24 protein-coding genes are annotated in these 25,643 nt (G+C 52.7%); 12 read left to right on the forward strand and 12 right to left on the reverse strand.

Annotated elements, in window-relative coordinates:
- Positions 1 to 2 precede the first annotated feature (2 nt).
- Genes queF through ACNQ6O_RS06270 form a run of 3 tightly spaced genes read right to left on the reverse strand, consistent with a single transcriptional unit; the run spans position 3 to position 2,560 of the window.
- Positions 3 to 821, reverse strand: a complete 819-nt coding sequence (queF, locus tag ACNQ6O_RS06260) for an NADPH-dependent 7-cyano-7-deazaguanine reductase QueF (RefSeq protein ID WP_418052391.1) — start codon at positions 819 to 821, stop codon at positions 3 to 5.
- Between the two features lie 18 nt (positions 822 to 839).
- Positions 840 to 1,613, reverse strand: coding sequence for an ABC transporter permease (locus tag ACNQ6O_RS06265; protein ID WP_418052392.1), 774 nt, complete (start codon positions 1,611 to 1,613; stop codon positions 840 to 842).
- A complete protein-coding gene (locus ACNQ6O_RS06270) occupies positions 1,610 to 2,560 on the reverse strand; it encodes an ABC transporter ATP-binding protein (RefSeq protein ID WP_418052393.1) in 951 nt (316 codons plus the stop codon). Before ACNQ6O_RS06270 ends, ACNQ6O_RS06265 begins: the two co-directional genes overlap by 4 nt.
- Positions 2,561 to 2,808: 248 nt before the next feature.
- Here ACNQ6O_RS06270 and ACNQ6O_RS06275 point away from each other — a divergent pair, with 248 nt between their 5' ends.
- A complete protein-coding gene (locus tag ACNQ6O_RS06275; protein ID WP_418052394.1) occupies positions 2,809 to 3,933 on the forward strand; it encodes an organic solvent ABC transporter permease in 1,125 nt (374 codons plus the stop codon).
- On the opposite strand, the gene ACNQ6O_RS06280 is transcribed toward ACNQ6O_RS06275, so the two are convergent.
- The 3 genes from ACNQ6O_RS06280 to ACNQ6O_RS06290 form a co-directional block, all read right to left on the reverse strand.
- Positions 3,923 to 5,227, reverse strand: a complete 1,305-nt coding sequence (locus ACNQ6O_RS06280) for an HD-GYP domain-containing protein (RefSeq protein ID WP_418052395.1) — start codon at positions 5,225 to 5,227, stop codon at positions 3,923 to 3,925. The genes ACNQ6O_RS06275 and ACNQ6O_RS06280 overlap by 11 nt on opposite strands.
- Before the next feature lie 175 nt (positions 5,228 to 5,402).
- Complete coding sequence (locus ACNQ6O_RS06285) at positions 5,403 to 5,996, reverse strand: hypothetical protein (RefSeq protein WP_418052396.1); 594 nt, start codon at positions 5,994 to 5,996, stop codon at positions 5,403 to 5,405.
- 55 nt (positions 5,997 to 6,051) lie between these two features.
- Positions 6,052 to 6,330: a PilZ domain-containing protein gene (locus ACNQ6O_RS06290; protein ID WP_418052397.1), complete on the reverse strand. Its 279-nt coding sequence runs from the start codon at positions 6,328 to 6,330 to the stop codon at positions 6,052 to 6,054.
- 189 nt (positions 6,331 to 6,519) lie between these two features.
- On the opposite strand from ACNQ6O_RS06290, the gene ACNQ6O_RS06295 reads away from it, so the two are divergent.
- Entirely contained in the window at positions 6,520 to 7,533 is a 1,014-nt protein-coding gene (locus ACNQ6O_RS06295) for a Fe(3+) ABC transporter substrate-binding protein (RefSeq protein WP_418052398.1), read from the forward strand.
- Positions 7,534 to 7,713: 180 nt separating this feature from the next.
- Positions 7,714 to 9,402, forward strand: coding sequence for an ABC transporter permease (locus tag ACNQ6O_RS06300; RefSeq protein ID WP_418052399.1), 1,689 nt, complete (start codon positions 7,714 to 7,716; stop codon positions 9,400 to 9,402).
- A 73-nt stretch (positions 9,403 to 9,475) separates the two neighbouring features.
- On the opposite strand, the gene ACNQ6O_RS06305 is transcribed toward ACNQ6O_RS06300, so the two are convergent.
- Positions 9,476 to 11,143, reverse strand: coding sequence for an AMP-binding protein (locus ACNQ6O_RS06305; protein WP_418052400.1), 1,668 nt, complete (start codon positions 11,141 to 11,143; stop codon positions 9,476 to 9,478).
- A 256-nt stretch (positions 11,144 to 11,399) separates the two neighbouring features.
- Here ACNQ6O_RS06305 and ACNQ6O_RS06310 point away from each other — a divergent pair, with 256 nt between their 5' ends.
- The 3 genes from ACNQ6O_RS06310 (at position 11,400) to ACNQ6O_RS06320 (ending at position 14,150) form a co-directional block, all read left to right on the forward strand.
- The gene (locus tag ACNQ6O_RS06310; RefSeq protein WP_418052401.1) at positions 11,400 to 12,374 is read left to right on the forward strand and encodes an ABC transporter substrate-binding protein; all 975 of its coding nucleotides are present in this window, start codon (positions 11,400 to 11,402) and stop codon (positions 12,372 to 12,374) included.
- Between the two features lie 66 nt (positions 12,375 to 12,440).
- The gene (locus ACNQ6O_RS06315; RefSeq protein ID WP_418052402.1) at positions 12,441 to 13,346 is read left to right on the forward strand and encodes an ABC transporter permease; all 906 of its coding nucleotides are present in this window, start codon (positions 12,441 to 12,443) and stop codon (positions 13,344 to 13,346) included.
- Positions 13,347 to 13,355: 9 nt separating this feature from the next.
- Positions 13,356 to 14,150 (forward strand): ABC transporter ATP-binding protein, encoded by a 795-nt coding sequence (locus ACNQ6O_RS06320; RefSeq protein WP_418052403.1) that lies wholly within the window; start codon positions 13,356 to 13,358, stop codon positions 14,148 to 14,150.
- Positions 14,151 to 14,205: 55 nt separating this feature from the next.
- Here the strand turns inward: ACNQ6O_RS06320 and ACNQ6O_RS06325 are convergent, their stop codons facing one another.
- Positions 14,206 to 15,021 carry a DUF6160 family protein gene (locus tag ACNQ6O_RS06325; RefSeq protein WP_418052404.1) on the reverse strand — a complete coding sequence of 272 codons (816 nt, stop codon included), beginning with the start codon at positions 15,019 to 15,021 and terminating at the stop codon, positions 14,206 to 14,208.
- Positions 15,022 to 15,393: 372 nt separating this feature from the next.
- Between ACNQ6O_RS06325 and ACNQ6O_RS06330 the strand changes: the two genes are divergently transcribed.
- The 5 genes from ACNQ6O_RS06330 (at position 15,394) to ACNQ6O_RS06350 (ending at position 19,931) form a co-directional block, all read left to right on the forward strand.
- On the forward strand, positions 15,394 to 17,532 hold the full coding sequence (locus ACNQ6O_RS06330; protein ID WP_418052405.1) for an adenosylcobalamin-dependent ribonucleoside-diphosphate reductase: 2,139 nt from the start codon (positions 15,394 to 15,396) through the stop codon (positions 17,530 to 17,532).
- Positions 17,533 to 17,562: 30 nt separating this feature from the next.
- A complete protein-coding gene (locus ACNQ6O_RS06335) occupies positions 17,563 to 18,261 on the forward strand; it encodes an NrdJb (protein ID WP_418052406.1) in 699 nt (232 codons plus the stop codon).
- 106 nt (positions 18,262 to 18,367) lie between these two features.
- A complete protein-coding gene (locus tag ACNQ6O_RS06340; RefSeq protein ID WP_418052407.1) occupies positions 18,368 to 18,820 on the forward strand; it encodes a hypothetical protein in 453 nt (150 codons plus the stop codon).
- 111 nt (positions 18,821 to 18,931) lie between these two features.
- Positions 18,932 to 19,417 (forward strand): GNAT family N-acetyltransferase, encoded by a 486-nt coding sequence (locus ACNQ6O_RS06345; RefSeq protein ID WP_418052408.1) that lies wholly within the window; start codon positions 18,932 to 18,934, stop codon positions 19,415 to 19,417.
- A gap of 7 nt (positions 19,418 to 19,424) precedes the next feature.
- Positions 19,425 to 19,931 carry a methylated-DNA--[protein]-cysteine S-methyltransferase gene (locus ACNQ6O_RS06350; RefSeq protein ID WP_418052409.1) on the forward strand — a complete coding sequence of 169 codons (507 nt, stop codon included), beginning with the start codon at positions 19,425 to 19,427 and terminating at the stop codon, positions 19,929 to 19,931.
- Here ACNQ6O_RS06350 and ACNQ6O_RS06355 read toward each other — a convergent pair.
- Positions 19,894 to 20,724 carry a metal-dependent hydrolase gene (locus tag ACNQ6O_RS06355; RefSeq protein WP_418052410.1) on the reverse strand — a complete coding sequence of 277 codons (831 nt, stop codon included), beginning with the start codon at positions 20,722 to 20,724 and terminating at the stop codon, positions 19,894 to 19,896. The genes ACNQ6O_RS06350 and ACNQ6O_RS06355 overlap by 38 nt on opposite strands.
- 198 nt (positions 20,725 to 20,922) lie before the next feature.
- Here ACNQ6O_RS06355 and ACNQ6O_RS06360 point away from each other — a divergent pair, with 198 nt between their 5' ends.
- Positions 20,923 to 21,942 carry a class I fructose-bisphosphate aldolase gene (locus ACNQ6O_RS06360; protein ID WP_418052411.1) on the forward strand — a complete coding sequence of 340 codons (1,020 nt, stop codon included), beginning with the start codon at positions 20,923 to 20,925 and terminating at the stop codon, positions 21,940 to 21,942.
- 24 nt (positions 21,943 to 21,966) lie between these two features.
- Here ACNQ6O_RS06360 and ACNQ6O_RS06365 read toward each other — a convergent pair whose 3' ends face one another.
- From ACNQ6O_RS06365 to ACNQ6O_RS06375, 3 genes are all read right to left on the reverse strand, one after another.
- Positions 21,967 to 22,944 (reverse strand): tRNA dihydrouridine synthase, encoded by a 978-nt coding sequence (locus ACNQ6O_RS06365; RefSeq protein ID WP_418052412.1) that lies wholly within the window; start codon positions 22,942 to 22,944, stop codon positions 21,967 to 21,969.
- 136 nt (positions 22,945 to 23,080) lie between these two features.
- Positions 23,081 to 25,252: a catalase/peroxidase HPI gene (gene katG, locus ACNQ6O_RS06370; RefSeq protein ID WP_418052413.1), complete on the reverse strand. Its 2,172-nt coding sequence runs from the start codon at positions 25,250 to 25,252 to the stop codon at positions 23,081 to 23,083.
- Between the two features lie 170 nt (positions 25,253 to 25,422).
- Positions 25,423 to 25,641 carry a DUF2835 domain-containing protein gene (locus ACNQ6O_RS06375; protein ID WP_418052414.1) on the reverse strand — a complete coding sequence of 73 codons (219 nt, stop codon included), beginning with the start codon at positions 25,639 to 25,641 and terminating at the stop codon, positions 25,423 to 25,425.
- Between the last annotated feature and the right edge of the window lie 2 nt (positions 25,642 to 25,643).

The following is a 25,643-nucleotide window of genomic DNA, read 5'->3' on the forward strand; positions in this document are numbered from 1 at the left end:
CGTTACTGCCGAACCAACCTTGGCCCCACCCCATCCTGAGGGCTGGTGCTGCGCCAAGGGTTAATATCCAACCCGCCCCGGCGAGTGTAACGCGCGCACACCATCAATTCTGTTGGCTTACAACGCTGCATCAAGTCCGTAAACACGGTTTCTACACAGTGCTCGTGGAAGTCTTGCTTCTGTCGGAAGCTGATGATGTAGCGAAGCAGCCCGGCCCGATCAATGGCCGGCCCCGTGTATCGAATGAAAATCGTTGCCCAATCGGGCTGCCCCGTTACCGGGCAATTACTCTTCAGCAAATGGGAACACAGTCCCTCTGTTACCTCTGCCCCGCCGGCTAACAGGGAGTCCGGAGCGTATTCGTACACCACATCCTCCACTGCTTCATCATCGATCAGCTCATATCCGTCTGGCCGACCAACCGCTGCCGTGGTTTCATCGACACTTAGCATGTGCACCAGAACGGCACCACCACACACCTTGGACAAATCCCGGGTGATCGTTTCAGCAACCTGCTCTTCCGAGGAGAAAACATGTTGATTCAGAGAGTTGAGATACAGTTTTAACGACTTACTCTCAACAATAGAAGGCGATGCAGCCGGGAAGCGGATCTCCGCCCAAGCCACCACCGGCACACCGCCGGGGCGCAGCCAGGAAAGCTCCCACGCTTGCCACATATCTTCCCCGAACCAGGGCCAGCGCCCATCCTCGAGACCGATACGGCGACGGTTTTCTTCCCGGGCTACCGGAAACAACAACGAAGGATCGTACTGATCCGGGTAATCGCTGGACTTGCCCAGCGGAGCGTTATCAAGTGCCATAAATCCTACCGGACCCAGTTAGTGTCGGATGCCTTTGCCGCGCGCAAGCATACGCAAAGCAATGACTGAAAGCAGAACAATAAAGACCAGAATCATACCAAGCGACACGAACGGATTAACATCCGAAACACCCAGTATGCCGTAGCGGAAGCCATTCACCATATACAGGATCGGATTGGCCAGCGACACGTTCTGCCAGAACGTTGGCAGCAATTCGATGCTGTAAAACACACCACCGAGATAAGTGAGCGGTGTCAGCACAAACGTAGGCACGATGGAGATGTCATCGAATTTGGTCGCCAACATGGCATTGATAAAGCCGCCGAGCGAGAACAATGCCGAGGTCAGGAACACGGTAATGATCACCATCGGAAGGTTGTGGATCGCAAGCTGCGTGAAGGCCAGGGACAACAGGGTGACAATCAACCCGATAATCAGCCCTCTGGACATTCCTCCCACCACGTAGCCGGCCAGAATGGTCCAGTTCGGCACCGGCGACACCAACAATTCTTCAATGCTTCGCTGAAACTTCATCGAGAAGAACGACGAGACCACGTTGGCGTAGGAGTTCGTGATCACCGCCATCATAATCAGCCCCGGGACTATGAACTGCATATAGTCAAAACCGCCCATATTGCCGATGCGAGAGCCGATCAAATTACCGAATATAATGAAATACAAGGTCATGGTGACCGCTGGTGGTAGCAGGGTCTGGGGCCAGATTCGAGTAAACCGGCGGATTTCGCGCAGAACAATGGTTTGAAACGCCGTCCAAAGAGCAAGAGGTGTCATACGGAACCCTCCTTCGCTTTTGGGGCATCACTGGCATTCTCTTCCACCATTCGCACAAACAATTCCTCCAGGCGGTTTGCCTTGGTTCGCATACTGCTGACCTTGATTCCTTCTTTTTCCAATTCCTTGAACAGAGCATTTAGCCCCTGCCCTTTTGCCACCTCAACTTCCAAGGCTCCATCGCTATTAATCAAGCACTTAAACCCCTCCAACTCAGGTGCGGCGTCCAGTGTTTGCTCGGTATCAAGAATAAAGGCTTCAACACTTAATTGCTGTAGCAGCTCTCGCTTGCTGGTATGGCGGATAATCTCGCCATGATCAATGATCGCGATATTCCGGCACAGGGCCTCGGCCTCTTCCAGATAATGAGTGGTGAGGATAATGGTGGTACCTTGCCGGTTAATCTCTTCAAGAAATTGCCACATAGAGCGGCGCAACTCGATATCAACGCCAGCGGTCGGCTCATCAAGTATCAACAGCCTGGGTTCATGCACCAAAGCACGCGCAATCATAAGTCGCCGCTTCATACCCCCGGACAACATGCGGGCAGGTGTATTGCGTTTGTCCCAAAGCCCCAGTTTTTTCAGGTACTTTTCAGCAGACACTCGGGCTTGCTTCAGAGGAATCCCATAGTAGCCTGCCTGAGTGGTGACAATATCAAACACCTTTTCAAACTGATTAAAATTAAACTCTTGAGGCACCACACCAAGATTAAGCTTTGCATCGGAAAGCTGGGTGTCGATATCTTTCCCAAATACCCGGACCACGCCTCCAGACTTATTCACCAGCGAAGACACGATTCCGAGCGTAGTCGATTTACCGGCGCCGTTCGGGCCCAGCAAGGCAAAGAAATCGCCTTCATCTACCTGAAGATCAATCCCTTTCAGAGCGTAGAAGCCGTCTCCGTAGCGTTTCTCAAGTCTTTCAATTTCCAATGCATAGGTCATAAGTCGAACCGCTGTTAATAAATGCACCGCGCGAACGGTAAAATATGTAGTGGGCTATGTGATTGAGGCAATTCGTCAAAATTCAAGGCGATGGACGATATTCATCAGCAGCGCACGAAAGCCCCAAACTGCGACAGGTTTCCCGATATAGGCGAACCACCCTCCCTATAATGCCGTTACAACAACTTACAAAACCTGTAACTGCCTTCGGCAAATCAGGTGATCGCGAAGGGATTGTACGACACACCATGGAACTCGTTCATCTGCGCCGTTTACTACTGTTACTCTCCACTGCCCTGATGCTGTCTGCATGCTCTGACGGAGGAGGTTCAGGCTCTGATGATACTCACACAGGTCAAATCCAAAGCCACGGCATAAGCGGCCTAACTTATCAAACGGCCAGCCAGAAAAGCACCACCGATGCACAAGGCAAATTCCGTTACTACGCCGGCGAAACCTTATCCTTAAAAGTCGGCGCCCTGCTGATTGCAGAGAACGTGCCCGCAAAAGAGTTTGTCAGCTTTCTCGATTTCCAACCGGAACTCCGTGAAGCCTTAAAAACTTCAAAGGTTGATAGTCAAAACCTGAAAGATCATGCTCTCACGGAATCCACGCTTCTCAACAATCAAGAACTGCTCAACCGCACCCGCTTCCTGATGGCACTGAACTGGACGGAAGTCATTCAAGACGACGACGGCATTGAGATTCTTCCTCGTGTGATTGATCAACTAAACGCAGCCCTTAGTGATCCCGGCCGGCCCTCCAACGTAGACTTCACAATACCGTCAGCCGAGTTCGAAGCTCCCGAGTCTGCAGCGAACCAACTGCTGGCTGCCATATGTTTCCATGAAATAGGCGACCAGCTGTGCGACCAACCTCCCACACTGGCCGACATCGAAAGCGCACCGGAACGCCCCGAAAATGACGATGACATCGACCCTAGTATTTCCTACAAGCAAGACCTCCAATCATTAAGGGAGCGCATTCTCCAATCCGTTCGAAGCATCGAAGACATCGACGCGCAAGGCGCCAAGGAATACTTGGCCACTGAGCTCTCTGGCATCACCAATGCCATTAGCCGGCAATACTACCTCTCTGATCATGTGGCATCGCACCCGGCGAGCGACACCGCGTTAAAAACGATTACGATAAAAAAAGTGGGGGGCAATATCGCCATCACCAAGAACGGAGTTGAAGCGATCAGTACACGGCCCCAAGACGTTGCCGTGCACTCATGGAGCTGGCAAGAAGCAGGCGTCGAATATTTCGTGGACGGGGACGCCGGTGGAGAATCGGAAATCCTGATCAACTTCAAGCCAGAAAACGATTACCGTTGGATTCGGAAATCTCTACGGGTTCTGATCACCGAGTAAAAAGCTTGCCGAGCGACCATTGAGGCTCATTGGTCGCATCCAAGCCCATCAGATCGAGGCCGTCCGTTCCGTGCGGCAAACACTCCCGCACCGAAAGGACTTCACCCTGCGCTCTAGATTCGTTGTACCGGGCCAGATCAACCACCTTTCCACTTTTAAGCGAACTTTGGCCTGCCGCCTGCATGACCATAACACTTGGCCATAACCGACGCTCCGGACTGTGCGAAACCACAACACCACGACAACCATCCGAGAGCTCAACCAAGGTACCGGCAGGGTACACGCCAACCGCCTGAATAAACGCCTCAACCAAGTCCTTCTGAAACTCAATGTTACGCATTTCGTAGAGCAAGCCTACGGCTTTAGCCGGCGTCATGGGCTCTTGCCCCTCACGGGGCGCAATCAACGATTCGAAAAACTCGGCAATACCCGCCACTTTCGCTAACAACGGAATCCTTTCGCCGCCTACACCGGCTGGAAACCCGGATCCATTGTGACGCTCTCTGTGGCCCTGAACAACACTCAGCACCGCCTTGGAAATGCCTGACGGCCGCAATATTTCAACACCTCGCTGAACGTAGGTCCTGAAAATCTCGAATTCTTCGACAGACAGCTGCTGCTCCTGCTCAACAATCCCTGCGGGTAGCGTCGTCTTACCTACTTGAGAAAGCAGGCAACCGGCTCCCAGATGATTCAAAAGCCCTTCATTCAGCCCCAGCTGACGCCCTACCACTAACGCCCACACCGACGTATTCAACGCATGGCGATACACAAAATCATCGTATTGTCGGGTTCGGCTCAGCCACAAGAGCGCACTGGGTTGCCTGCAGACGCTTTTCACCATTTTTTTGGTAACGTCGGCTACGAGGCGGCCATCCAATCCACCCTCGGAACGTACAGAGTCGAACAATTTCTCCAGCGCGACTTCAGCATCACCCAGGAGTTTTTTCGAGGCTTTGATTTCTTTCTTTAAGGAAGTGGTAACTCGGTGGTTTACGGGCTCACGAATACTCAGTGGCGGAAGCTCCACCTCTTCACGACCGTTAGCTCTTTGTTTAGAGCGTGTCCGAAACCCTACAACACTTCGGGCTTCAACACCGATGGATTCACGGGATTCAGGCTCGTCAACCATCACCCATTTGCAGTGAGAAACGAGCGCTCGCACATCGTTTTGCGAACGAATATAAAAACCCTGAACCGGGAAAGGAGTTTGATGCCACGGTCGATCGAGATCAGACACAAACATGCCAATCTCAAGATCATGCACCGCTAGCTTTCGTTGCTGAACGCCCACCACTTTCCCCTCAGATACAAGTGTCTCAGGGTACTAAGTGTGGCACGCCGGTGCATAGCTGCCATTACCATTTTGTAGAGATCGGTCACTAAAACGGACCAAAAGGTAACTCTGCTTATCTAATCGCAACAAAGTGTAGGAATGGGAACCAAATCACACAGATGCCAGCTTAGGATCAATCCGTTTTACACACCGATTCATCAAACTCTGGCAATCGGGCGTTCAGCGTACCTCGAGATACCTTACGGGCATACACGGTATACGCGACGGTTGACGGGCGAAGGTAATCCATAGTTACCACTTCATCGCCTTTAGATACTTGTGCTGCCAAAGGCTGGCAAGAAACCGACAACTGAAACTTGGCACCGATATCAGCAATGCGCTGTACAGACTCAGGCCCGACAACTTTCATGCAAGCAACATCGCCCACCGGGCCTCCGTCAAACACACTCGCATCCAGGTTTGGATCACCGCAGCCTCTCACGCCTCCCGAACAACTGCCGGCTTGTTCATGACTGTCATCCGCGAGCCGCCACACCCGATCACTGCATTGGGTTTCCACTTTCATGGTGGTTGATTTGTCGCGAATGAACGACCAGCCCGGATAGTCTGCCGTTTGCCACGACACCCTTATCTGGCGAGATTCGCCCGATGAATTTTCCCCGGGAAACATGGCGTAGTGGGTGTAATAGCTGGCGCACCCCTGAAGCAACAGGAAGGACAAGCCGATAACGACAGGTTTTATACGAAAAGCATCAAACAAAATCATGAAAGCGGGCCTTCCCAAGCGCATTAATCCATCACTAACATTTTTTTCCAGAACGCTATTCAACTTCAGAGGCAAATTGAAGCCCGTACCCCTCGTCCGTCTGCCGGACCACGACCATATCCAATATTGGCGCTGGCACCGGCAAACCCTGAACCTGGACAACAACCCGATCACCCAGTTTCGGTGCAAAAGACGCACCTTCTAACGCAATGAATATTCCGCCATCCGAAATATCGCGAGTGGGAAAAACATGCTCTCCCAATTCTTCGTGGATGACCTTTACCTTTGCACTCATCGCTGTGCGACCGTGCTCCCTGCGATCACTTGTGGACATTCTGGGATTTCCTAAGAAGTTACGTCTTTTTATAGTGTTAAGAAGCATACCACCATTTTTACGAAAATATGCCAAGAGAGTTATTGACTCAACAGCCACTATGAATGAGAATGGTTGTCGTTCTGAAATGCCGTTGATACCCAATTACAGGCACGCATTCACTAGCATCGAAATTAAAGGAAAGCACCTATGCGTATGAAACTAGCCGCAACCGCCGCCATGGCCCTTGCAGCCATGCCGCTCAGCGCCTCAGCCGATGGCGAAGTTAACATCTACTCCTATCGCCAAGCATACCTGCTCGAACCTTTATTGAACGCGTTCACCAAAGAAACCGGCATTGAAGCCAACGTCGTATTTGCCAAACAAGGCCTGGCAGAGCGCCTTGAGCGTGAAGGCCGTAACAGCCCGGCTGACGTTGTCATGACCGTCGACATCTCTCGTATTAACGAACTGGTCGAACGAGACCTGGTGGCGGGTGTTGAATCCGAAACGCTGTCCCACAACATCCCTGAAAACCTGCGCCACCCTGAAGGCAAATGGTACGCCCTCACCACTCGCGGCCGTTTAATCTTTGCCTCTAAAGACCGTGTAAAAGAAGGGGAAATCACCAGCTACGAAGAGCTGGCCGATAAGAAATGGGAAGATCGCATCTGCACCCGCAGCGGCAAGCACCCGTACAACATCGCGCTGATTTCCTCCATGATTGCCCACCACGGCGAAGCTGAAACCGAAGCGTGGTTGAAGGGCGTTAAAAACAACCTCGCCCGCAAACCTCAGGGCGGCGATCGCGATCAAATCAAAGCCATCGCGGAAGGTGAGTGCGACATTTCCATCGGCAACAGCTACTACTACGGCAACATGCTGAAAGATGACAACCAGCGCCCAATTGCCGAGCAAGTAAACCTCATTTTCCCTAATGCAGAAGGTCGCGGCACTCACGTCAACATTAGCGGTATTTCTCTGACCAAGAGCGCACCGAACAAAGACAACGCCATCAAACTGATGGAATTCTTGTCCTCACCGGAAGCTCAGCGCATTTACGCTGAAGCCAATACCGAATACCCCGCCAACCCGGAGGTTAAACCGACAGGTCTGGTAGCTGAATGGGGAGAGATCAACCCTGACAGCCTTTCCCTGCAAGAAATTGCAGAGAATCGGAATGCCGCTGTGAAACTGGTTGATCGCGTAGATTACGACAGCTAAGAATCATTGTTCATTAGAGTCATACTAAAGGGTGCACGTTAAGTGCACCCTTTTTTCGTTATTTTGGCCCCTTATAGATTAAGTTGACGAACAACAAGATGACGCGAGTCATTGCAGGGAGCTGGCTCAGTATCTAAAATCGCAACACTTCTCATCACCACTATCAAATACAGGAACGCCATGACTGAGGTTGTTAGCAGTGCCAACCCCGGGCTTTCACAACCCTTACTGGCAAAACGCACCTCGAAAAGATGGCTGGTAAGCGCCATCATCACCACCGCCATTGTTGCGTTGCCTGTTCTTGCCGTTATTTTTCTTGCCTTATTCCCTGAAGAAAATATCTGGCCACATTTGATCAGCACCACCCTGCCCCGCTACCTCGTCACAACCATCCAGCTGATGGTCGGAGTGGGTGCGCTGACGTTGGTCATCGGCCTCTCAACTGCTTGGGCCGTCACCATGTGCGACTTTCCCGGCAGGAAATTTTTCGAATGGGCGTTACTGCTCCCTTTTGCCGTACCCGCCTATGTTATCGCCTACGTGTATACCAGCCTGCTCGACTATGCGGGCCCCGTGCAGAGAGCACTGCGAGAGTGGTTTGGCTGGCAAAACGCCAGTGAGTACTGGTTCCCCGAGATTCGCAGCCTCGAAGGCGCCACGCTGATGATTGGCCTGGTCCTTTATCCCTACGTATATCTATTGGGCCGCGCCGCCTTCCTCGAGCAGTCGCCTTCTCTGTTTGCCGTTAGTCGAAGTCTCGGCCACTCGGCTTTGAGCACCTTTTTCAAAGTAGTCTTGCCCATAGCCCGCCCAGCCATCGCTGTTGGCCTGTCTCTGGTCCTGATGGAAACGCTGAACGATTTTGGCACCGTTGATTTCTTCGCTGTGCAAACACTCACCCGAGGCCTGTTCGATACCTGGATGAATCTGGGTAACCTTGGCGGAGCCGCGCAAATAGCCACCACCATGCTTATCTTCGTGGTGATTCTGGTAACGCTCGAACGCTACTCCCGGCGCCGGCAAGAACAGTTTGCAGCCAGAGATAACCGGGACCCGATCCGCCGCTTCAGCATGTCCTTTCCACGGCAGATGATCTGCGTGGTGGTCTGCGCAATCCCACTGGTCTTTGGCTTTCTGATTCCTGGCGCGACCCTTGGCTACTACGCTTGGGAGTACTTCGATGTCAGCTGGAACCCGGCGTTCGTTCGCAACACCATGAACAGCCTGTTCCTGTCAGGTACAGCCGCATTAACCACCCTGATTATCGGTGTAACCCTGGCCTACAGCCGCCGCCTTCATAACACCAAAGGCATGAAGGTATTGATGCGCTTGTCCAGCCTTGGTTATGCCATGCCCGGCGCCGTACTTGCGGTTGGTGTGATCGTTCCGCTGGCAGGTTTCGACAACTGGCTTGACTCACTCATGCGTGATTACTTAGGCGTCAGCACCGGCCTGCTGCTAAGCGGATCCGCTTTCGCATTAGTGTTTGCCTATACCGTTCGTTTTTTGGCGGTATCGGCAGGCAGTGTGGAAAGCGCACTTCAGAAAATCACCCCAAGCATGGACATGGCGTCACGCTCTTTGGGCCACAGTCCAGGCAAAACGCTGCTCAACGTTCACCTGCCTATGCTGCGCGGCACACTATTAACAGCTGCTTTGGTTGTGTTCGTGGACTGCATGAAGGAACTGCCTGCAACCCTGATCCTAAGGCCGTTTAACTACGAGACTCTGGCAACCTATGTGTACCAGTTTGCCTCTGACGAGCAGCTTTACCACAGCGCCTTGCCTGCTCTGATCATTGTGCTGGCTGGCATCATTCCGATTATTTTGATGAGCCGGTCGATTTCCAATTCCCGCACCATGAGTTGATTATTTGCTAGCCAAAAACAAGAAAGGCCCGACATTGTCGGGCCTTTCTTTTATCAAGTGCTTGGCTTAAAACTTATTGCCAAATCACCTTCTGCTTCTGAGCATACCAACCATCAACCTTAGCTTGGTATGCGTCTTCAACCACATTACGCTTAAGCTTAAGTGTTGGCGTCAGGAAGCTGTTTTCGATAGACCATTCATCACTGACCACAGTAATGAACGCCAACTGCTCGTGCGGATCAACGGTCTTGTTAACGTCTTCAATCAGCTTCTTGAAGCTCTCTTCGATCTCCGCACGGAAGGCCGCATCGGCAGACTTCGGACGAATCTCTTCAGACAGCACTACCAGCGCGTGAGGCTGAGTCTGGTTAGCTCCCGAGACACACACCATCTCAATTGCGCCGTGCGACATCAAGCTGTTTTCGATCGGAGCTGGAGCAATGTATTTGCCCTTACTGGTTTTGAAGATTTCTTTGATACGACCGGTCAGCTTCAGGCGACCCATCTCATCAATTTCACCCTTGTCGCCCGTCCGAAGGAAACCATCTTCGGTAAAGGCTTCGGCAGTTTTCTCTTCATCCTTGTAATAGCCCATCATCGTGGCCGGGCTCTTCACCAGAATTTCACCGATTTCACTGATTTTGGTTTCAACACCTGGCAGAGCCTCACCGACATAACCCGTACGGGTACGGCCCGGCTTGTTCATGTGAGAATAAGCGAAGTTTTCGGACATACCGTAGCCTTCAAGAAGCTCAAGCCCGAGGTTGCGGTACCAGTCCAATACATCGTTAGACAAAGGTGCTGAACCGGAGCCTGCCAGCTTCACCTTGCTCAAACCGAGACCTTTAAGCACCTTCTTCTTAATAACTTTGTTCAGCAGGGGAACCTTAAGCAGGCGCTCCAACTTTTTCTTAGGCAACTTCTGCAGCACACCCTGCTGGAACTTCACCCACAGGCGCGGTACTGACAAGAACAGAGTTGGCTCAGCACGCTGCAAATCCGCAACAAAGGTATCGAGAGATTCTGCGAAATACAGTTCAAAACCAGAATACAGTGAACCAAGCTCAACAAAGGTGCGCTCGAAAACGTGAGCCAGCGGCAAGTAGGACAACATCCGCTCGTTAGGCCCAACACCCAAGGTCTGAGTACCACCGACTGCAGCAAATGCCATATTCTCAAAGCTCAGCATGACACCTTTCGGACGGCCAGTACTGCCCGAGGTATATACAATAGTCGCCAGCTCGGCGGCTTCGCGCTGTGGCTTACCTTCCAGCGGCGGGTACTTGGCGACAATATCGTCCCAGGTTTCAAAATCGTTGGACGGGCTCAATGGATAGGAAATGCAACGAACAGAGTCTGGCACGCCAGGCTTCATCATTTCCCAATCATCCAGCTTACCCACAAACAGCACATCGCATTCTGCATGGCCAAGAATGTAGTTAACGGTGTCAGCATTCAACGTTGGATACAAAGGTACCGAGACGTGGCCGGCCAACCAAATGGCCCAATCGGTCATTACCCAGTGGGCGCAGTTCTTGGAAATAAGGCCTATGCGGCTTTTTTCCGGAAGGTTGAGGGATTTCAGGTAAGCCGCCATCCGACGAGCTTCGTCAATCGCGCGCCCCCACGTATATTCAACAACCTGGCCATTTCCAATTGGCTGGGTCATGTAGAGTGCGTCGGCGTTCGTGGCCTCCCAGTGGTAGACCATATCGAGCGGGAGTTTTTGGTTGGAGTCCATGGATCTTCCTGTCTTTTCTTTATAGTTGGATGACTTACGTATTATTAGACTTTAGTCGCGCAATGCAACATATGAGTGTATATCCAAATGTTGTCATTACGAAACCTTTTCAATTCATCAGCAGTTCGCAACTTTAAACCTGAAAACTGTCGATAGTCACTACCCTCAATGCCGTAAGCCTGTGTTAAACTGGCCAACTTTGAGTTTACAACCCTGAACACAAGGGATAATAACCCCAAAAACCGGAGATGGGCATATGGCCAAAAAGACCCTGCGCACCCTGCTCGGCGCGTCATTGCTGGCGGCTGCGAGCCTGGTACAGGCTGAAGACACCCGTGTTGTAGCCATCACACAAATTGTTGAGCACCCTGCGCTCGACTCTGCTCACCAAGGCGTGAAAGACGAACTGGCGGAGCGCGGATACATTGACGGCAAAAACTTGCGCCTCATGCACGAAAGTGCACAGGGCAACTCCGCCATTGCGACTCAAATCGCCCGTAAGTTTGTAGGCGAAAGCCCCGATGTGATCGTTGCCATTGCAACGCCTTCCGCGCAAACCGTCGCTGCTGCAGCGCGCAAAACCCCTGTGGTATTTTCAGCAGTTACTGATCCAGTTGCGGCCAAACTGGTTAAAAGCTGGGAAGAACCGGGCGCGAACATTACCGGTGTAAGCGACATGCTGCCGATTGAGAAACACATCGATTTGCTGCAACGTGTTCTACCCGATGCCAAGCGAATCGGCACCGTGTACAACCCGGGTGAAGCCAACGCGGTTGCTCTGATTGAGCTGCTTGAAGAGCGCCTCGAGGCTCGCGGTCTTGAGCTAGTAAAAGGTGCTGCCACCAAAACTTCCGAAGTACTGGGTGCTGCCCGTTCACTGGTTGGTAAGGTCGATGCCATCTACCTAACCACAGACAACACCGTTATCAGTGCTGCAGAAGCGGTCGTTTCTGTCGGTGAGCGCTCCAAGATCCCCGTATTCGCGGCTGACACCGCCACGGTTGCTCGTGGCGCGGTTGCTGCACTGGGCTTTGACTACTACAAACACGGCCGCCAAACTGGCGCCATGGTAGTCCGAATCCTGGAAGGTGCTGACACCGCCACCATGCCTGTCGAAACCATGGAAGAACTGGACCTGTTTGTGAACCCTGCTGCCGGAGAGCGCATGGGCCTCACCCTGTCTGAAGACCTTATCAAGGACGCCAAAGAAGTCGTCAACAGCGACAAATAATGCCTGACCAACACGGGCGAGCCTCACAAGGGCCCGCCCGTTTTCTTTCACGGTGACCCATTACCCATGCTAAGCGAAATCGCATTCTACGGTGCTCTTGAAACCGGCCTCATTTATGGTCTGGTTGCTTTTGGTATCTATCTTTCTTTCCGTGTTCTGGATTTCCCAGATCTAACAGTCGACGGCAGCTTTCCTTTAGGTGCTGCTGTAGCGGCCGTTCTCATTATTTCAGGCTGGAACCCATGGCTTGCTACCGGCATGGCCGTACTTGCAGGCATGGCAGCCGGTGCAGTTACTGCTATTTTGAATGTAAAACTCAACATTCTGAACCTGCTGGCATCCATCCTGACCATGATCGCGCTTTACTCGGTTAACCTGCGCATCATGGGCCGCCCAAACCTCGCGTTGTTAACTGAAGACACAGTGCTAACTCCCTGGTATGACATTGAGTTTCTTGAGTATCACCAAGTTTCGGTTGTGCTTTTTGCGATCGTTACCATCATTGCTCTGATACTCTTATGGCGATTTATGAAGTCTGAAACAGGCCTTGCCATGCGCGCGACCGGCGCCAATGCCCGAATGGCTCGTGCTCAAGGTATCGCCACAGGTGGCATGATCATTTTTGGCGTTGCTTTATCGAACGGCCTGGTTGGCCTTGCCGGCGCCCTCTTCGCCCAAAGCCAAGGCGCTGCAGACGTCACCATGGGTGTAGGCGTTATCGTTATCGGCCTGGCGTCACTTATCGGCGGTGAAGCAGTCATTACTCCGTCATCGGTAATGCGCGCACTGATCGCCTGCGTTATTGGTGCCATTATTTATCGTCTGGCCATTGCCTTCGCACTGAACGCTGACGTTCTTGGGCTTCAAGCACAAGACCTCAACCTGATTACCGCGGTTCTGGTAACTCTGGCGATTGTTTTGCCGGGTGTGCGTACCAACCTTACAAACCGCTTTAGCCGCAAGAAAGCCTGAGGAGGCCCTATGATCAGCGCAACCGATCTTAAGCTCACCTTTGGCAAGGGAACGCCTCTGGAGAACCCCGCCTTGCGTGGCATGAGCCTGACCGTTAATCAGGGTGAGTTTGTTACCGTGATTGGCAGCAATGGCGCCGGCAAATCGACTTTCCTGAACGCCTTATCCGGCGAAGTCATGGTTGATAGCGGTAAAATCGTAGTCGACAACCTCGATGTCACTAGACTCCCCACCCATAAGCGAGCGGGCCGTGTGGCACGAGTGTTTCAGGACCCGTTAGCAGGCACCTGCGAAGGCTTGAGCATTGAAGAAAATCTTGCCCTAGCCATCAAACGCGGCCAACGCCGCGGCCTGAGCAGCGCCGTTAAACGGCAGTACCTTGAGCAGTTCCGGGAAAGCCTGTCGACACTGAAACTGGGCTTGGAAAACCGCTTGGGCGACAAGATGGGTCTTCTTTCGGGCGGTCAACGTCAGGCCGTTAGCTTGCTGATGGCGAGCCTAACCCCCTCCTCTATCCTCTTGCTGGATGAGCACACCGCGGCACTCGACCCTAAAACGGCAGCCTTCGTACTTGAGCTCACCACCAAGATCATCGAAGAACAAAAGCTGACTGCACTGATGGTCACCCATAGCATGAAGCAGGCTCTGGAAGTCGGCACGCGCACCGTGATGCTGCACCAAGGTCAGGTAGTGTTCGATATTGGCGGCAAGGAACGTGAAGGTCTGGAAGTGAAAGATCTCCTCGAACTGTTTGAAAAGCAACGAGGAATCTCTGTAGATGACGACAGCCTATTACTAGGCTAACGAAAAACGGGAGCCGAATTGGCTCCCGTTTTCTTTCAACGGCCACTTTTAAGAATTAGTGGCCATATATAAGCATCGAAGTATTAGTGATCGCCAGATTATCCAAAGTGACTGAACCGATAGACGTTCCGCCCACGATAACGCCCCCAATCCGCACATCAGCTTCGAACGTTTGCAGATCAACCGCCAGACTCTCTACTCCATGCGAGTTGGCTGCCTTGTAGATATCCAGCTCCACCGGCGCAAACACTCTCAATGGTTGAGGCGCCTGCAGATCATAATCTGCACCCGTCAGCTCAAAATCCCGTATTCCTAATGCCATAAACGGCACATCGAAATCCATGTCGTCAATAGCGATGTCCGTTTTGAAATTCAGCTTGTTTGTAGCTGTATCAATCCGGATCGTACCGGAACCGATCAACGCATCCATATTGAAGTTGCTAAGAACGGTCGTAGAACCGCCACTACCGATCAGATTCCAAGCGCCGGTCGAAACCCTCAAGTCCACCGCATTGAACGCCAAAGGCAACAAATTGATGATGGCATCACCATCGCTCGCCACATCGATCTTGACCCGGATGTTATCCAGACGATCCGTAGCGGCACCGTTCATGTTCAGCCCCATCTCTGAAAACATGTCCGTACGATTAGCACCACCGACAAATATGTCGTTTACTTCCAGCGATCCTTCATCGGTGTATATGAAGCGGTCGATGTTAAGCTTCGTCTCAAGTTCAATGGTTACACCTGCTTGGCCGGTAATATTGCCCATGGCAGCCTCATTCAGCGGCTGAATGCCTGTTCCGGCAACGGCCAGCATTGGCACTCCACTAACGAACAGCACTAATAATGTTGGTTTCAGGCCTTTCATTATTTTTTTCCTTGTATAGTATTAGCCAATTCCTATGGGCCACTGCAGACGTTCGACACCACCACTACATTTTACCGATACGTCGTAAAACCAGACGTGCAATGTTCACAAATCCTTCAGCTTGTTCACTAATAAATCAGCATTGAAAACCCAAGCCTTCAGGTTGATTATCCGGAGTCAGCCATAAGCTCAACTCCCACACGGGATTGTGAACTTTCAAGTCTTTTTTCATTGTTTTTCTTTGCTCCGCCACCCCAATTCATAGGATCTCCCTTATTCACAAAACACTATATCCTGTTATACTCATCGAAAATTAACCCATATATAGGGTTAAAGACGAGAAGACAGTTTTTTAAAAAGCAGAGGGTGGCAATGAACGCTAAGGCACAGGCAGTGATCACAACGATTCCCATGCAGGAAGCTTCGCTCGACATCTGGGCCAGCAAATATCAGCTGAAAACCAAAACCGGCGAGTCCGTAGACAAAGACATTAATGCAACCTACGAGCGGGTCGCCAAAGCCCTTGCTGAAGTCGAAAAAAAGAATGTACGTGACAAGTACATGAAAGAATTCCTGTGGGCTTTGCAGAATGGCGCAATTCCCGCTGGCCGGATCACATCTAATGCTGGAGCCGAAGCACACAAGCCGGCGACTTCCACCATTAACTGCACCGTTTCTGGCAACATCCACGACTCCATGAACGACATTCTGGAGAAAAACCACGAAGCCGGTCTAACCCTCAAGGCGGGCTGTGGTATTGGTTATGAGTTTTCCACTCTGCGTCCCCGTGGTGCCTACGTGGCTGGCGCAGGTGCAACAACATCTGGCCCGCTGTCGTTCATGGATATCTTTGACCGCATGTGCTTTACCGTATCTTCTGCGGGCGGCCGTCGCGGCGCGCAAATGGCGACCTTTGACGTTCACCACCCTGACGTCATCGAGTTCATTCAAGCCAAGCGTGAAGATGGCCGCTTGCGCCAGTTCAACCTGTCCCTGCTTATCACTGAAGATTTCATCGAAGCGGTACGTAATGGCGATGACTGGCACCTGTCTTTCCCGGTCAGCCGGAAAGAAGTTGAGCAAGAAGAACTCGACCTGACCGACACCAGCAAGTTCTTGTACCGTGACTTCCCGGTTCAGGACAGCTACGTGGTTAACGATGAAGGCAAAGTAGCCTGCCGCATCTATAAAACCGTGAAAGCCCAGTTCATCTGGGACACCATCATGACCAGCACATACGACTACGCCGAGCCAGGCTTCATCCTGATCGACAAGGTCAACCAGATGAACAACAACTGGTTCTGTGAAGATATTCGTGCCACCAACCCATGTGGCGAACAGCCTCTGCCACCTTACGGTAGCTGCCTGCTGGGCTCTGTGAACCTGACCAAGTTTGTCGACTACCCGTTCACCGAGAAAGCCAGCTTCAACTACGAAAAATACCGTAAAGTTGTGGGTACCTTTACCCGCATGCTGGACAACGTTGTGGAAATCAACGGCCTGCCTTTGGCCGAGCAGCGTCATGAAATCACTTATAAGCGTCGCCACGGCATGGGCATTCTGGGGCTAGGTTCCACGCTTGCAATGCTGCGCATGCCCTATGGCTCAGACGAGTCAGTTGCCTTTACTGAAGAAGTTGTTCGTGAAATGGCCGTTGAAGGTTGGCGCCAGTCGTTGGCTCTTGCTGAAGAAAAAGGCGCTGCTCCCATCATGGACGACGAGTTTGAAGTCACACCCAAGATGCTAGCCAAGTGCCCTGAACTGGCGCAAGACGGCCACAAAGTCGGGGACAAGCTGAAAGGTAAGCTGCTGCACGCAAAATACAGCCGTTACATGCAAAAGATTGGTGAGGTTGAGCCCGAGTTGGTAGAAAAGCTGGCAGAGAAAGGTGGGCGATTCACGCACCACACCTCTATCGCACCGACCGGCACCATCAGCCTGTCGCTGGCGAACAACGCCAGTAACGGTATTGAGCCGAGCTTCTCGCATCACTATGCTCGTAACATCATCCGTGAAGGCCGTAAAACCAAAGAGAAAGTCGACGTTTTCTCCTTCGAGCTGCTGGCTTACCGCCACTTGGTCAATCCGGGTGCCATGCCCTTCTCGAATGAAGAAGATAAAAAACTGCCCAGCTACTTCACGACATCCGACGATGTGACACCGAAGCAGCATGTAGACATCCAGGCCGCCGCACAGAAATGGGTCGATTCTTCCATTTCCAAGACCGCGAACGTGCCTCAGGATTTCGCATACCAGGACTTCAAGGGCATTTATCTGTATGCCTACGACCAAGGCTTGAAAGGTTGCACCACCTTCCGTTTCAACCCGGAAGCCTTCCAGGGCGTACTGGTCAAAGAGAAAGATCTCGAAAACACTCTGTACGAGTTTACCCTGGATGATGGCAGCAAAGTCACCTTGAAGGGCAACGAACAGGTAGAATACGACGGCGAAATCCATACTGCCGCTAACCTGTTTGATGCGCTCAAAGAAGGCACTTACGGCAAGTATTGATCCCGGAACCCGACAGATAGGACAACGAACATGACAGTTAAAATCAGCAACCAAATTGTCGGCTACCGAGTGAAAAAAGCCGACACAGAGACCAGCAACACTGGCCCGACCACCGCGCAGCCAGAAAGCAAGCCGGTTCAGATGAATGAATACATCGAGCGGCCTGACTTCTTGCTAGGAACCACCTACAAGATCAAACCGCCAGTGGCGGAGCACGCGATGTACATTACGATCAATGACATCCTGCTGAACGAAGACACGGATCATGAAAGCCGTCAGCCGTACGAAGTGTTCATCAACTCCAAGTCGATGGAACACTTCCAGTGGGTTATCGCTCTGACCCGGGTTATTTCTGCAGTATTCCGCAAAGGCGGGGACCTCACGTTCCTGGTTGAGGAACTGCGCAGCGTGTACGACCCGAACGGCGGTTACTTCAAGAAAGGCGGCGTGTTCATGCCATCGCTGGTTGCCGAAATTGGCGCCGTTATCGAGAAGCACCTGAAGGCCATCGGCCTGCTGGAAAGCGACGAGATGAGCGAAACCACCAAGCGCATTTTGGCGGAAAAGCGTGCCGAGTTTGAAGCGTCTCACAGCAGCGCGACCAACGATGATACCAGCAGCGACTACCCTGCCAACGCCACCATGTGCGGCAAGTGCAACACCAAGGCCGTGATTGTCATGGACGGTTGTGCCACTTGCCTATCCTGCGGCGATAGCAAATGCGGTTGAGGTCACTCACTGCATAAAAAGCAAAGCCCGGTTACGAGAGTTTCCGGGCTTTTTATTTTCATGCTGCGTAGCATCCTCACCAATCCATTCTTGACGGTACGCTATCATGGTAAAATCTATTGCCCTTTCCGGCCTTCTTGCCATCCTGGCAGCGCTGATCGCCTTTCAGTATTACATTACTTCAGTGCCGGACCTTGAGGCCCCCATCACGCCAACAAGTGCCCGTTATGTCGACAACGATAACTCGCTGCTCGTCTCGTTGTTGGGGAGCGACGGACAGCCATTCACCATAGGGCTGCGTGGCGACATCACCGAAAAACCCAAAGAGGCGGCATTGTTCTTCATCAGCCATCCAGACTTGGTGCCCTACGTCTACTGGCCGGGGTTGCGAAGTAACGATGAAAAGCGCGTGATAGCGTTACTTGGCCGCTGGGCGCAGGGCCTCGATGACCCAACTGCCGTTGAAGCGCGCTTTTTTAAAGCGGAGCAAGAGCGCGGCTACCCGGATGCCGATGCCGCCGCTTACCAAATCTATTCGTTATTAAAGAACAGGAACTGACGCTCGGTCAAAGCGCTGGATTTTCCTGTAGTTGTCGGTATGCTAAATCTAATAGTGGTCGGCGCCTTGGCCATCAACCTGCTTTTCAACACAGGTGGATACTGAAACGATATGAGTACAGTCACTTCGATCACCATTCGCAAATATAGAATAAAAGACCTGAGCCCGGTCGTTCGCCTGTTTACCGACTCCGTTCATGAACTGACGGCCGCCGCATACGACGAGACCCAGCGTTATGCATGGGCATCGCGAACGCCAAACCTGGACACATGGCAGGATCGGCTAGCCTCACTGGAAACACTTGTCGCTGAAGACGGTGATGCGCTTGCGGGCTTTATATCCTATGAGCCAAGTGGAGTCATAGATTTGGTGTTTACCGCGCCAAACTACGCCCGCCAAGGCATTGCTTCCGCCCTTTACCAAGAAGCCGAAAAGCAGCTTCAAAAGAAAGGCATCAAAGAACTCCAAACTGAAGCGAGCGTTGTCGCACGCCCCTTCTTTGAAAAACACGGCTTTGAGGTTCTTGAAGAGCAGCGGGTAACCATTAAGGGCGTCCAGTTCCTTCGCTTCAACATGCACAAGCAGTTACAGGCCTAACGAGGTGATGCACTATGGCATCACCCACTGCGGCTTAGGCTGGTTAATTGCCGGCTGGTCCGAACGGGGCCTTTGCGCCATTGAGCTGGCTGACAGTAAAGAAGAGCTAGTGGCACTGCTCCAAGGGCACTTTCCGGATCAAACCTTGGAGCAATCGAACCAAGCTGGCGCTGAACTGCTTAGGCGCATTGCGCACGTCATAGATAACCCCGAAAGTGTTCTCGACTATCCATTAGCCCTAGAGGGCACGGCGTTTCAACGAGCCGTCTGGGAGAGTCTTAAGTCCATCCCTCCAGGAAAGAGGGTCACCTATTCAGAACTGGCAACCAGTCTTGGCAAACCTGATGCGGTGCGCGCGGTGGCTAATGCGTGCGGGGCGAATAAACTAGCCGTCATTATCCCCTGCCACCGCGTTGTCCGATCTGACGGTGGTCTGGGTGGCTACCGATGGGGTATCGAGCGTAAAAAAGCCTTACTCAATCGCGAAGCGAAGCTGGCAGCCATCGTTTCTTAGCCTTTTCCAACAAACCCCGCGTGTCTTGGTTCCACGGGTGAAAATTGGGGCTGTAATACCTCAAGTACGATGGAATCATCTTGCGAAATATCCCCGGCTTGCCCCACATATAATTAACGGCACCCGCCCAGGATTTCAGGTTGCCCAGCTCACCCTCTTCTTTCATTAGCTGCGCTAAGTGAAGAGAAGCAAAGAGTGGAAACATCACGCTGACAAACATCATTTCAGTTACTCGAGCAAACTCACTCCCGCCCACACTTTTATAAACATCGAAAGCGACGGCCTTGTGCTCTGCTTCCTCAATCGCATGCCAGGCCCAAACCGGCGCAATCCGTGGGTCCATCTCTTCAAGCGCATCAAATTTGAGCAGGAACTCTTCGGACAACATAGCGGTGAAGTGTTCCACTGCGACCGTATGGGCTAACTGACGCTCGGGGGAAAGGTGCTTGCGCAGCCAATCCATGAACCACTGAATTTCGCGCTCAATCCGACCTAAGCCAACGCCCTTTTCTTCCAGAAAACCATTCATCAGTTTATGTTCTTTGGAATGATGGGCTTCTTGGCCAATAAAGGCTCGAATCGACTTTTTCAGTTCTGGGTCCGTGATTTGATCCTGATAGTACCGAACCGAATCAATAAAGAACCGCTCACCAGGAGGGAAGCTGGCCGATAATGCCGCCAGCAGCAGTGTTTTGGCTGGATCGTTATCCCACCAGTATTTAGGTAGGTCTTCCGGAAAATCAAAATCCGGCTTGCGCACCACAGGCTGAAATCCGGGCGGCGTTACAGACATATAGTCCCGCCTTTTTACGTTTTTAACGTTATACGAAGGCATGTTCATCATAAACCTCCCATGACCTTATCGTTCTGTTGTTTACCAACAGACTACTCGCGCTATTAGATTACGTCAGGTGTTTCGGGGCCAATTTCAGGTCAGGGGTATCGAATTTACCGACTAGACTATAAGGAGAACCAAACCCAAGGAGGCACCATGAGCATCGAGGACGAGCTAAAAACAACCATCAAAGACTTGGTGCAAACGCACAAAGGCATACTGGCCGCTGATGAAAGCGCCCCTACCATCGCCAAACGGTTTACCGCCGTAGGTGTAGAGTCGACAGAGGCTTCGCGGCGGGAGTATCGAAGCCTGATTTTTTCCACGCCGAATCTGGCTGATCACATCAGTGGCGTTATTCTCTACGAAGAAACACTGGAGCAGTTGAGCCTTGATAATGTTCCCATCCCCGAGCTTCTTGAAAATCAGGGCATAGTGCCCGGCATCAAGGTAGATGCCGGAAAAGGCCCATTAGTGAATGCTCCCGGTGATGAAATCACTTACGGATTGGATGGACTTTCTGCCCGACTGGAACGTTACAAAGCCCTCGGAGCCCGCTTTGCAAAATGGCGGAGTGTATTCCACATATCGGGCACCCAGCCTTCCAATCAGGCGATCAACGCCAATGCCGAGGTGCTGGCACGCTATGCCGCGGACTGTCAGGCTGCGGGCATTGTGCCAATTGTGGAGCCGGAAGTGCTTATCGATGGCCCTCACTCCATCGAACGGGCGGCGCAGGTAAGCGAAGAAGTCTTGCTGAGAGTGTTCGAATCACTTCATCGCCACCACGTCACACTCGAGTGGATGGTACTAAAGCCAAGCATGGTGACGCCCGGAAAGGACGCAGGCAAAGCCACTCCGGAACAAGTCGCTGAAGCGACACTGCGCGTTTTCCGGCGAGTCGTCCCAGCGGCAGTGCCGGGTATTATGTTTTTGTCTGGCGGACAAACACCGGAAGAATCAACCGAGAACCTGAACGCGATAAACAGCCTGGGCTCTCAGCCCTGGGAGTTAAGCTTTTCCTATGGCCGAGCACTGCAAGAACCCGCTCAGAAGGCTTGGGCGGGACAGCTGGTTAATGGAGAAAAAGCACAGTCTGCCCTGAAAAAACGCGCACGCCTGAATGGTCTGGCTCGCTCCGGCCGTTATTCACCCGATATGGAAAACGACAACTAACTCCAGAGCCCGAAACGCGGCCCCTTAAGCAGCCTGCGTGCCTTTGGCACGGGCAGTTGCAGGCTGGTTAAGGCAGGCCAGCATAGGTGCCACTTCACGGAGTTTGCGCGCCTCGGGCCACAAGGCCTCAGCCTCAGGGAACCCTTGCCTCAGAAAATTAAGCCACTGCTTAATCCGCCCCGTCACGAACCTGTCTTCCAGCCGGGTTTGCAGCGCAGTTGCGTATTCACGAACCAAAGCGACAGCTTCAGACCAAGTCATCGGTTCCAAGGATTCGCCGCGCTGGGATGCTTTAATTTGTGCTGCAAGGTCCGGGCGGGCGATCAAGCCCCGACCAATCATCACATCTTCACAGCCAGACACCTCACGGCAGCGCCAATAGTCATCAACGGTCCAGATTTCACCATTGGCGATCACATGGCTGCTCACAGCTTCACGAACTTTGGCTATTTCTTCCCAGTAGGCAGGCGGCTTATAGCCATCCACCTTGCTACGGGCGTGAATCACAATTTCGGAGGCGCCAGCGGCTTCCAAAGCCTGGCCACAGGCAACACCCATGGAGCGGTCGTCATAACCCAAACGCATCTTGGCGGTCACCGGTACGTGAGCAGGCACAGCATTACGCACGCCTGCCGCAATTTCATACATCAGCTCCGGCTCACGCATCAGCACACAGCCGCCCTTGTGCCGGTTCACCGTCTTCGCGGGGCAACCGAAGTTGATGTCTACCTGCGTAGCACCTAACTCGGCCGCTTTCGCGCCGTGGCGCCCCATCATTTCGGGGTCTGACCCCAAAAGTTGGACCGCAACCGGGACACCCACTTGCGTCAGAGATTGGTTATGTAATTCCGGAGCGTACTTGTAGAAAATACGGGGTGGCAACATGCCCTGAGTCACGCGAATAAACTCAGTAACACACCGGTCAATCCCGCCGACTTTGGTCAGGGTTTCACGGATAGGTGCGTCGACCAGCCCTTCCATCGGGGCAAGGATGATTCGCATGAAGGCTCCAGAAAATGAAAGAAGAAAATCAGAATGTGGCTGTTCAAAAATCAGGCGGGGCGGATTGTAAGGAATTTAGCGGGAAGTTGGTAGCCGGACACTCCCCTACGGGAATGCCCGGCTTCTAACGAGCAACTTACTTTTGCACGTCGAAACGGTCAGCGTTCATGACTTTGGCCCAGGCTGCCACAAAGTCTTTCACGAACTTCTCTTGGTTGTCGTCCTGAGCATAGACTTCGGCATAGGAGCGCAAGATCGAGTTCGACCCGAACACCAAGTCCACACGGCTGGCAGTCCACTTCACTTTGTCAGTTTTGCGATCACAAATCTCATAGAGGTTTTTGCCGGCTGGCTTCCAAGTGTTGCCCATATCGGTTAGGTTCACGAAGAAGTCATTCGTCAGCTGGCCTCCGCGGTCGGTGAACATACCCAACTTAGAACCACCATGGTTGGCGCCAAGCATACGCATACCGCCAATCAATACCGTCATTTCAGGCGCGGTAAGACCCATCAGCTGGGCCCGATCAAGAAGCAACTCCTCCGGCTTCACCACATAGTCCTTTTTGAGCCAGTTACGGAAGGCATCGGCTACGGGCTCCAGCGGTTTGAACGATTCGGCATCGGTCATTGCGTCAGTGGCATCGCCCCGGCCTTTCAGGAAAGGCACCCGGACGCTGTATCCCGCAGCTTTCGCTGCTTGCTCAATGCCCACGCTACCACCTAGCACGATCACGTCTGCCACACTAGCACCAGTATCAGCAGAAATTTTCTCGTAGACCTTTAGTACCTTGGCAAGGCGCGCTGGTTCGTTGCCTTCCCAATCTTTTTGCGGAGCCAAACGAATCCGTGCTCCGTTGGCGCCTCCGCGCATGTCCGAGCCACGGTAGGTTCGTGCGCTGTCCCAAGCGGTGCTGACCATGTCACTCAAGCTCAAGCCGCTCTTGGCGATTTTTTCTTTCACCGCTTCTTCGCAGTAGTCTGTCCGGCCAGCAGGCACAGGATCCTGCCAGATCAGATCTTCAGCCGGGACTTCCGGACCGATGTAGCGCGCTTTTGGCCCCAAGTCACGATGAGTCAGCTTGAACCATGCACGAGCAAAACAGTCTTTGAAGTATTCCGGATCGGCCCTGAATTTTTCACAGATCGCACGATACTTAGGGTCCATCTTCATCGCCATATCCGCATCGGTCATGATCGGGTTGTGGCGTACAGAAGGATCGCTGGCATCAACCGGCTTATCCTCTTCCTTGATATTGATGGGCTCCCACTGCGAAGCACCAGCAGGACTCTTCTTTAGCTCCCACTCATAGCCAAACAGGAGCTCGAAGTAGCCCATATCAAACTTGGTTGGGTTGGTGGTCCAGGCCCCTTCGATGCCGGAGCTCACTGCCCGGCTCGCCTTCCCTTTCATATCAGGGTTGCGCCAGCCGAACCCTTGCTCTTCAACATCTGCGGCTTCCGGCTCCGGGCCAAGCGCCCCCGCATCACCGTTGCCATGACACTTACCAACAGTGTGCCCTCCGGCCGTCAGTGCTGCGGTTTCTTCATCGTCCATCGCCATACGGGCAAAGGTTACACGCACCTGCTCGGCGGTCTTGAGCGGGTCAGACTTACCGTTCACGCCTTCAGGGTTTACGTAGATCAAGCCCATCTGAACGGCCGCAAGCGGGTTCTCCATTGTGTCTGGCTTATCAACGTCCTCATAACGTTCGTCAGACGGCGCGAGCCATTCTTTCTCGGCGCCCCAATAGATATCCTTCTCGGGATGCCAAATGTCTTCCCGGCCAAAGGAAAAGCCATAAGAAGGCAGCCCCATAGATTCATAAGCCACCGTGCCAGCGAGAACGATCAGGTCAGCCCAACTGATTTTGTTGCCGTACTTTTTCTTGACCGGCCACAGCAAACGTCGGGCCTTATCGAGACTTACGTTATCCGGCCAGGAGTTTAGCGGTGCGAACCGCTGGTTTCCGGTGCCAGCGCCCCCACGGCCGTCGGCTATGCGGTAGGTGCCGGCAGCATGCCAGGCCATACGAATCATAAAGCCACCATAGTGGCCCCAATCTGCCGGCCACCAGTCCTGGCTATCGGTCATCAAGGCATGGAGGTCTTTTTTGATTCCGTCGAAATCGAGTGTTTTGACCGCTTCGCGGTAATCAAAGTCCTCACCGAGCGGATTAGTTTTGCGATCGTGCTGATGCAAGATGTCGAGATTGAGCCCCTCCGGCCACCAATTCATAACATTTGCGCTTTCAGTAGAGTTCGCGCCGTGCATCACGGGGCATTGGCCGCCAGCTTTATTCTTGGTCATTGGGTTCTCCTTCTCTGCGTCATTCGCAAAAGTCGTTTTCTTGGTGTGGGTAACCTTAACTATAGAGCACCCAGTAGCCGCTGCTTGAAACTTTACTACTGCCTGAATAGGGAACGTCTATCGAACTTTGATTTATCGAAATTGCCTAGCGGGGAATAGCGCGGGAGCGCTCAGAGCCTTTCGATGGCGGAGAACTTACCGGCATCGTCAAACAGAATACGAAAAGTGCCTCGCACGCCGTCACGAAGGTAAAACTTGGAGAGGATACGCGCCGGGAAACGGACAGAACGCCCGTCCCGGCTCGTGGCATGAACATCGGTCGCTACGCCCTGATAGAACTTAATCCATTCATCAGGGCTGATCGCGATGTCCACAATGATTTGCTGCATCT

This window comes from Marinobacter sp. SBS5 (assembly GCF_048285575.1).
In the GTDB taxonomy this organism is placed as follows: domain Bacteria; phylum Pseudomonadota; class Gammaproteobacteria; order Pseudomonadales; family Oleiphilaceae; genus Marinobacter.

What these genes read in the sequence shown, in the direction of transcription:
- ACNQ6O_RS06300 (WP_418052399.1), top strand. Translation starts at nt 7,714, where the DNA reads ATGACTGAGGTTGTTAGCAGTGCCAACCCCGGGCTTTCACAACCCTTA.
- ACNQ6O_RS06365 (WP_418052412.1), bottom strand. Translation starts at nt 22,944, where the DNA reads ATGCGAATCATCCTTGCCCCGATGGAAGGGCTGGTCGACGCACCTATC.
- ACNQ6O_RS06265 (WP_418052392.1), bottom strand. Translation starts at nt 1,613, where the DNA reads ATGACACCTCTTGCTCTTTGGACGGCGTTTCAAACCATTGTTCTGCGC.
- ACNQ6O_RS06330 (WP_418052405.1), top strand. Translation starts at nt 15,394, where the DNA reads ATGAACGCTAAGGCACAGGCAGTGATCACAACGATTCCCATGCAGGAA.
- ACNQ6O_RS06315 (WP_418052402.1), top strand. Translation starts at nt 12,441, where the DNA reads ATGCTAAGCGAAATCGCATTCTACGGTGCTCTTGAAACCGGCCTCATT.
- ACNQ6O_RS06340 (WP_418052407.1), top strand. Translation starts at nt 18,368, where the DNA reads ATGGTAAAATCTATTGCCCTTTCCGGCCTTCTTGCCATCCTGGCAGCG.
- ACNQ6O_RS06325 (WP_418052404.1), bottom strand. Translation starts at nt 15,021, where the DNA reads ATGAAAGGCCTGAAACCAACATTATTAGTGCTGTTCGTTAGTGGAGTG.
- ACNQ6O_RS06335 (WP_418052406.1), top strand. Translation starts at nt 17,563, where the DNA reads ATGACAGTTAAAATCAGCAACCAAATTGTCGGCTACCGAGTGAAAAAA.
- queF (WP_418052391.1), bottom strand. Translation starts at nt 821, where the DNA reads ATGGCACTTGATAACGCTCCGCTGGGCAAGTCCAGCGATTACCCGGAT.
- ACNQ6O_RS06355 (WP_418052410.1), bottom strand. Translation starts at nt 20,724, where the DNA reads ATGTCTGTAACGCCGCCCGGATTTCAGCCTGTGGTGCGCAAGCCGGAT.
- ACNQ6O_RS06305 (WP_418052400.1), bottom strand. Translation starts at nt 11,143, where the DNA reads ATGGACTCCAACCAAAAACTCCCGCTCGATATGGTCTACCACTGGGAG.
- ACNQ6O_RS06285 (WP_418052396.1), bottom strand. Translation starts at nt 5,996, where the DNA reads ATGATTTTGTTTGATGCTTTTCGTATAAAACCTGTCGTTATCGGCTTG.
- ACNQ6O_RS06320 (WP_418052403.1), top strand. Translation starts at nt 13,356, where the DNA reads ATGATCAGCGCAACCGATCTTAAGCTCACCTTTGGCAAGGGAACGCCT.
- ACNQ6O_RS06270 (WP_418052393.1), bottom strand. Translation starts at nt 2,560, where the DNA reads ATGACCTATGCATTGGAAATTGAAAGACTTGAGAAACGCTACGGAGAC.
- ACNQ6O_RS06360 (WP_418052411.1), top strand. Translation starts at nt 20,923, where the DNA reads ATGAGCATCGAGGACGAGCTAAAAACAACCATCAAAGACTTGGTGCAA.
- ACNQ6O_RS06375 (WP_418052414.1), bottom strand. Translation starts at nt 25,641, where the DNA reads ATGCAGCAAATCATTGTGGACATCGCGATCAGCCCTGATGAATGGATT.
- ACNQ6O_RS06275 (WP_418052394.1), top strand. Translation starts at nt 2,809, where the DNA reads ATGGAACTCGTTCATCTGCGCCGTTTACTACTGTTACTCTCCACTGCC.
- ACNQ6O_RS06290 (WP_418052397.1), bottom strand. Translation starts at nt 6,330, where the DNA reads ATGTCCACAAGTGATCGCAGGGAGCACGGTCGCACAGCGATGAGTGCA.
- ACNQ6O_RS06295 (WP_418052398.1), top strand. Translation starts at nt 6,520, where the DNA reads ATGCGTATGAAACTAGCCGCAACCGCCGCCATGGCCCTTGCAGCCATG.
- ACNQ6O_RS06345 (WP_418052408.1), top strand. Translation starts at nt 18,932, where the DNA reads ATGAGTACAGTCACTTCGATCACCATTCGCAAATATAGAATAAAAGAC.
- ACNQ6O_RS06350 (WP_418052409.1), top strand. Translation starts at nt 19,425, where the DNA reads ATGCACTATGGCATCACCCACTGCGGCTTAGGCTGGTTAATTGCCGGC.
- katG (WP_418052413.1), bottom strand. Translation starts at nt 25,252, where the DNA reads ATGACCAAGAATAAAGCTGGCGGCCAATGCCCCGTGATGCACGGCGCG.
- ACNQ6O_RS06310 (WP_418052401.1), top strand. Translation starts at nt 11,400, where the DNA reads ATGGCCAAAAAGACCCTGCGCACCCTGCTCGGCGCGTCATTGCTGGCG.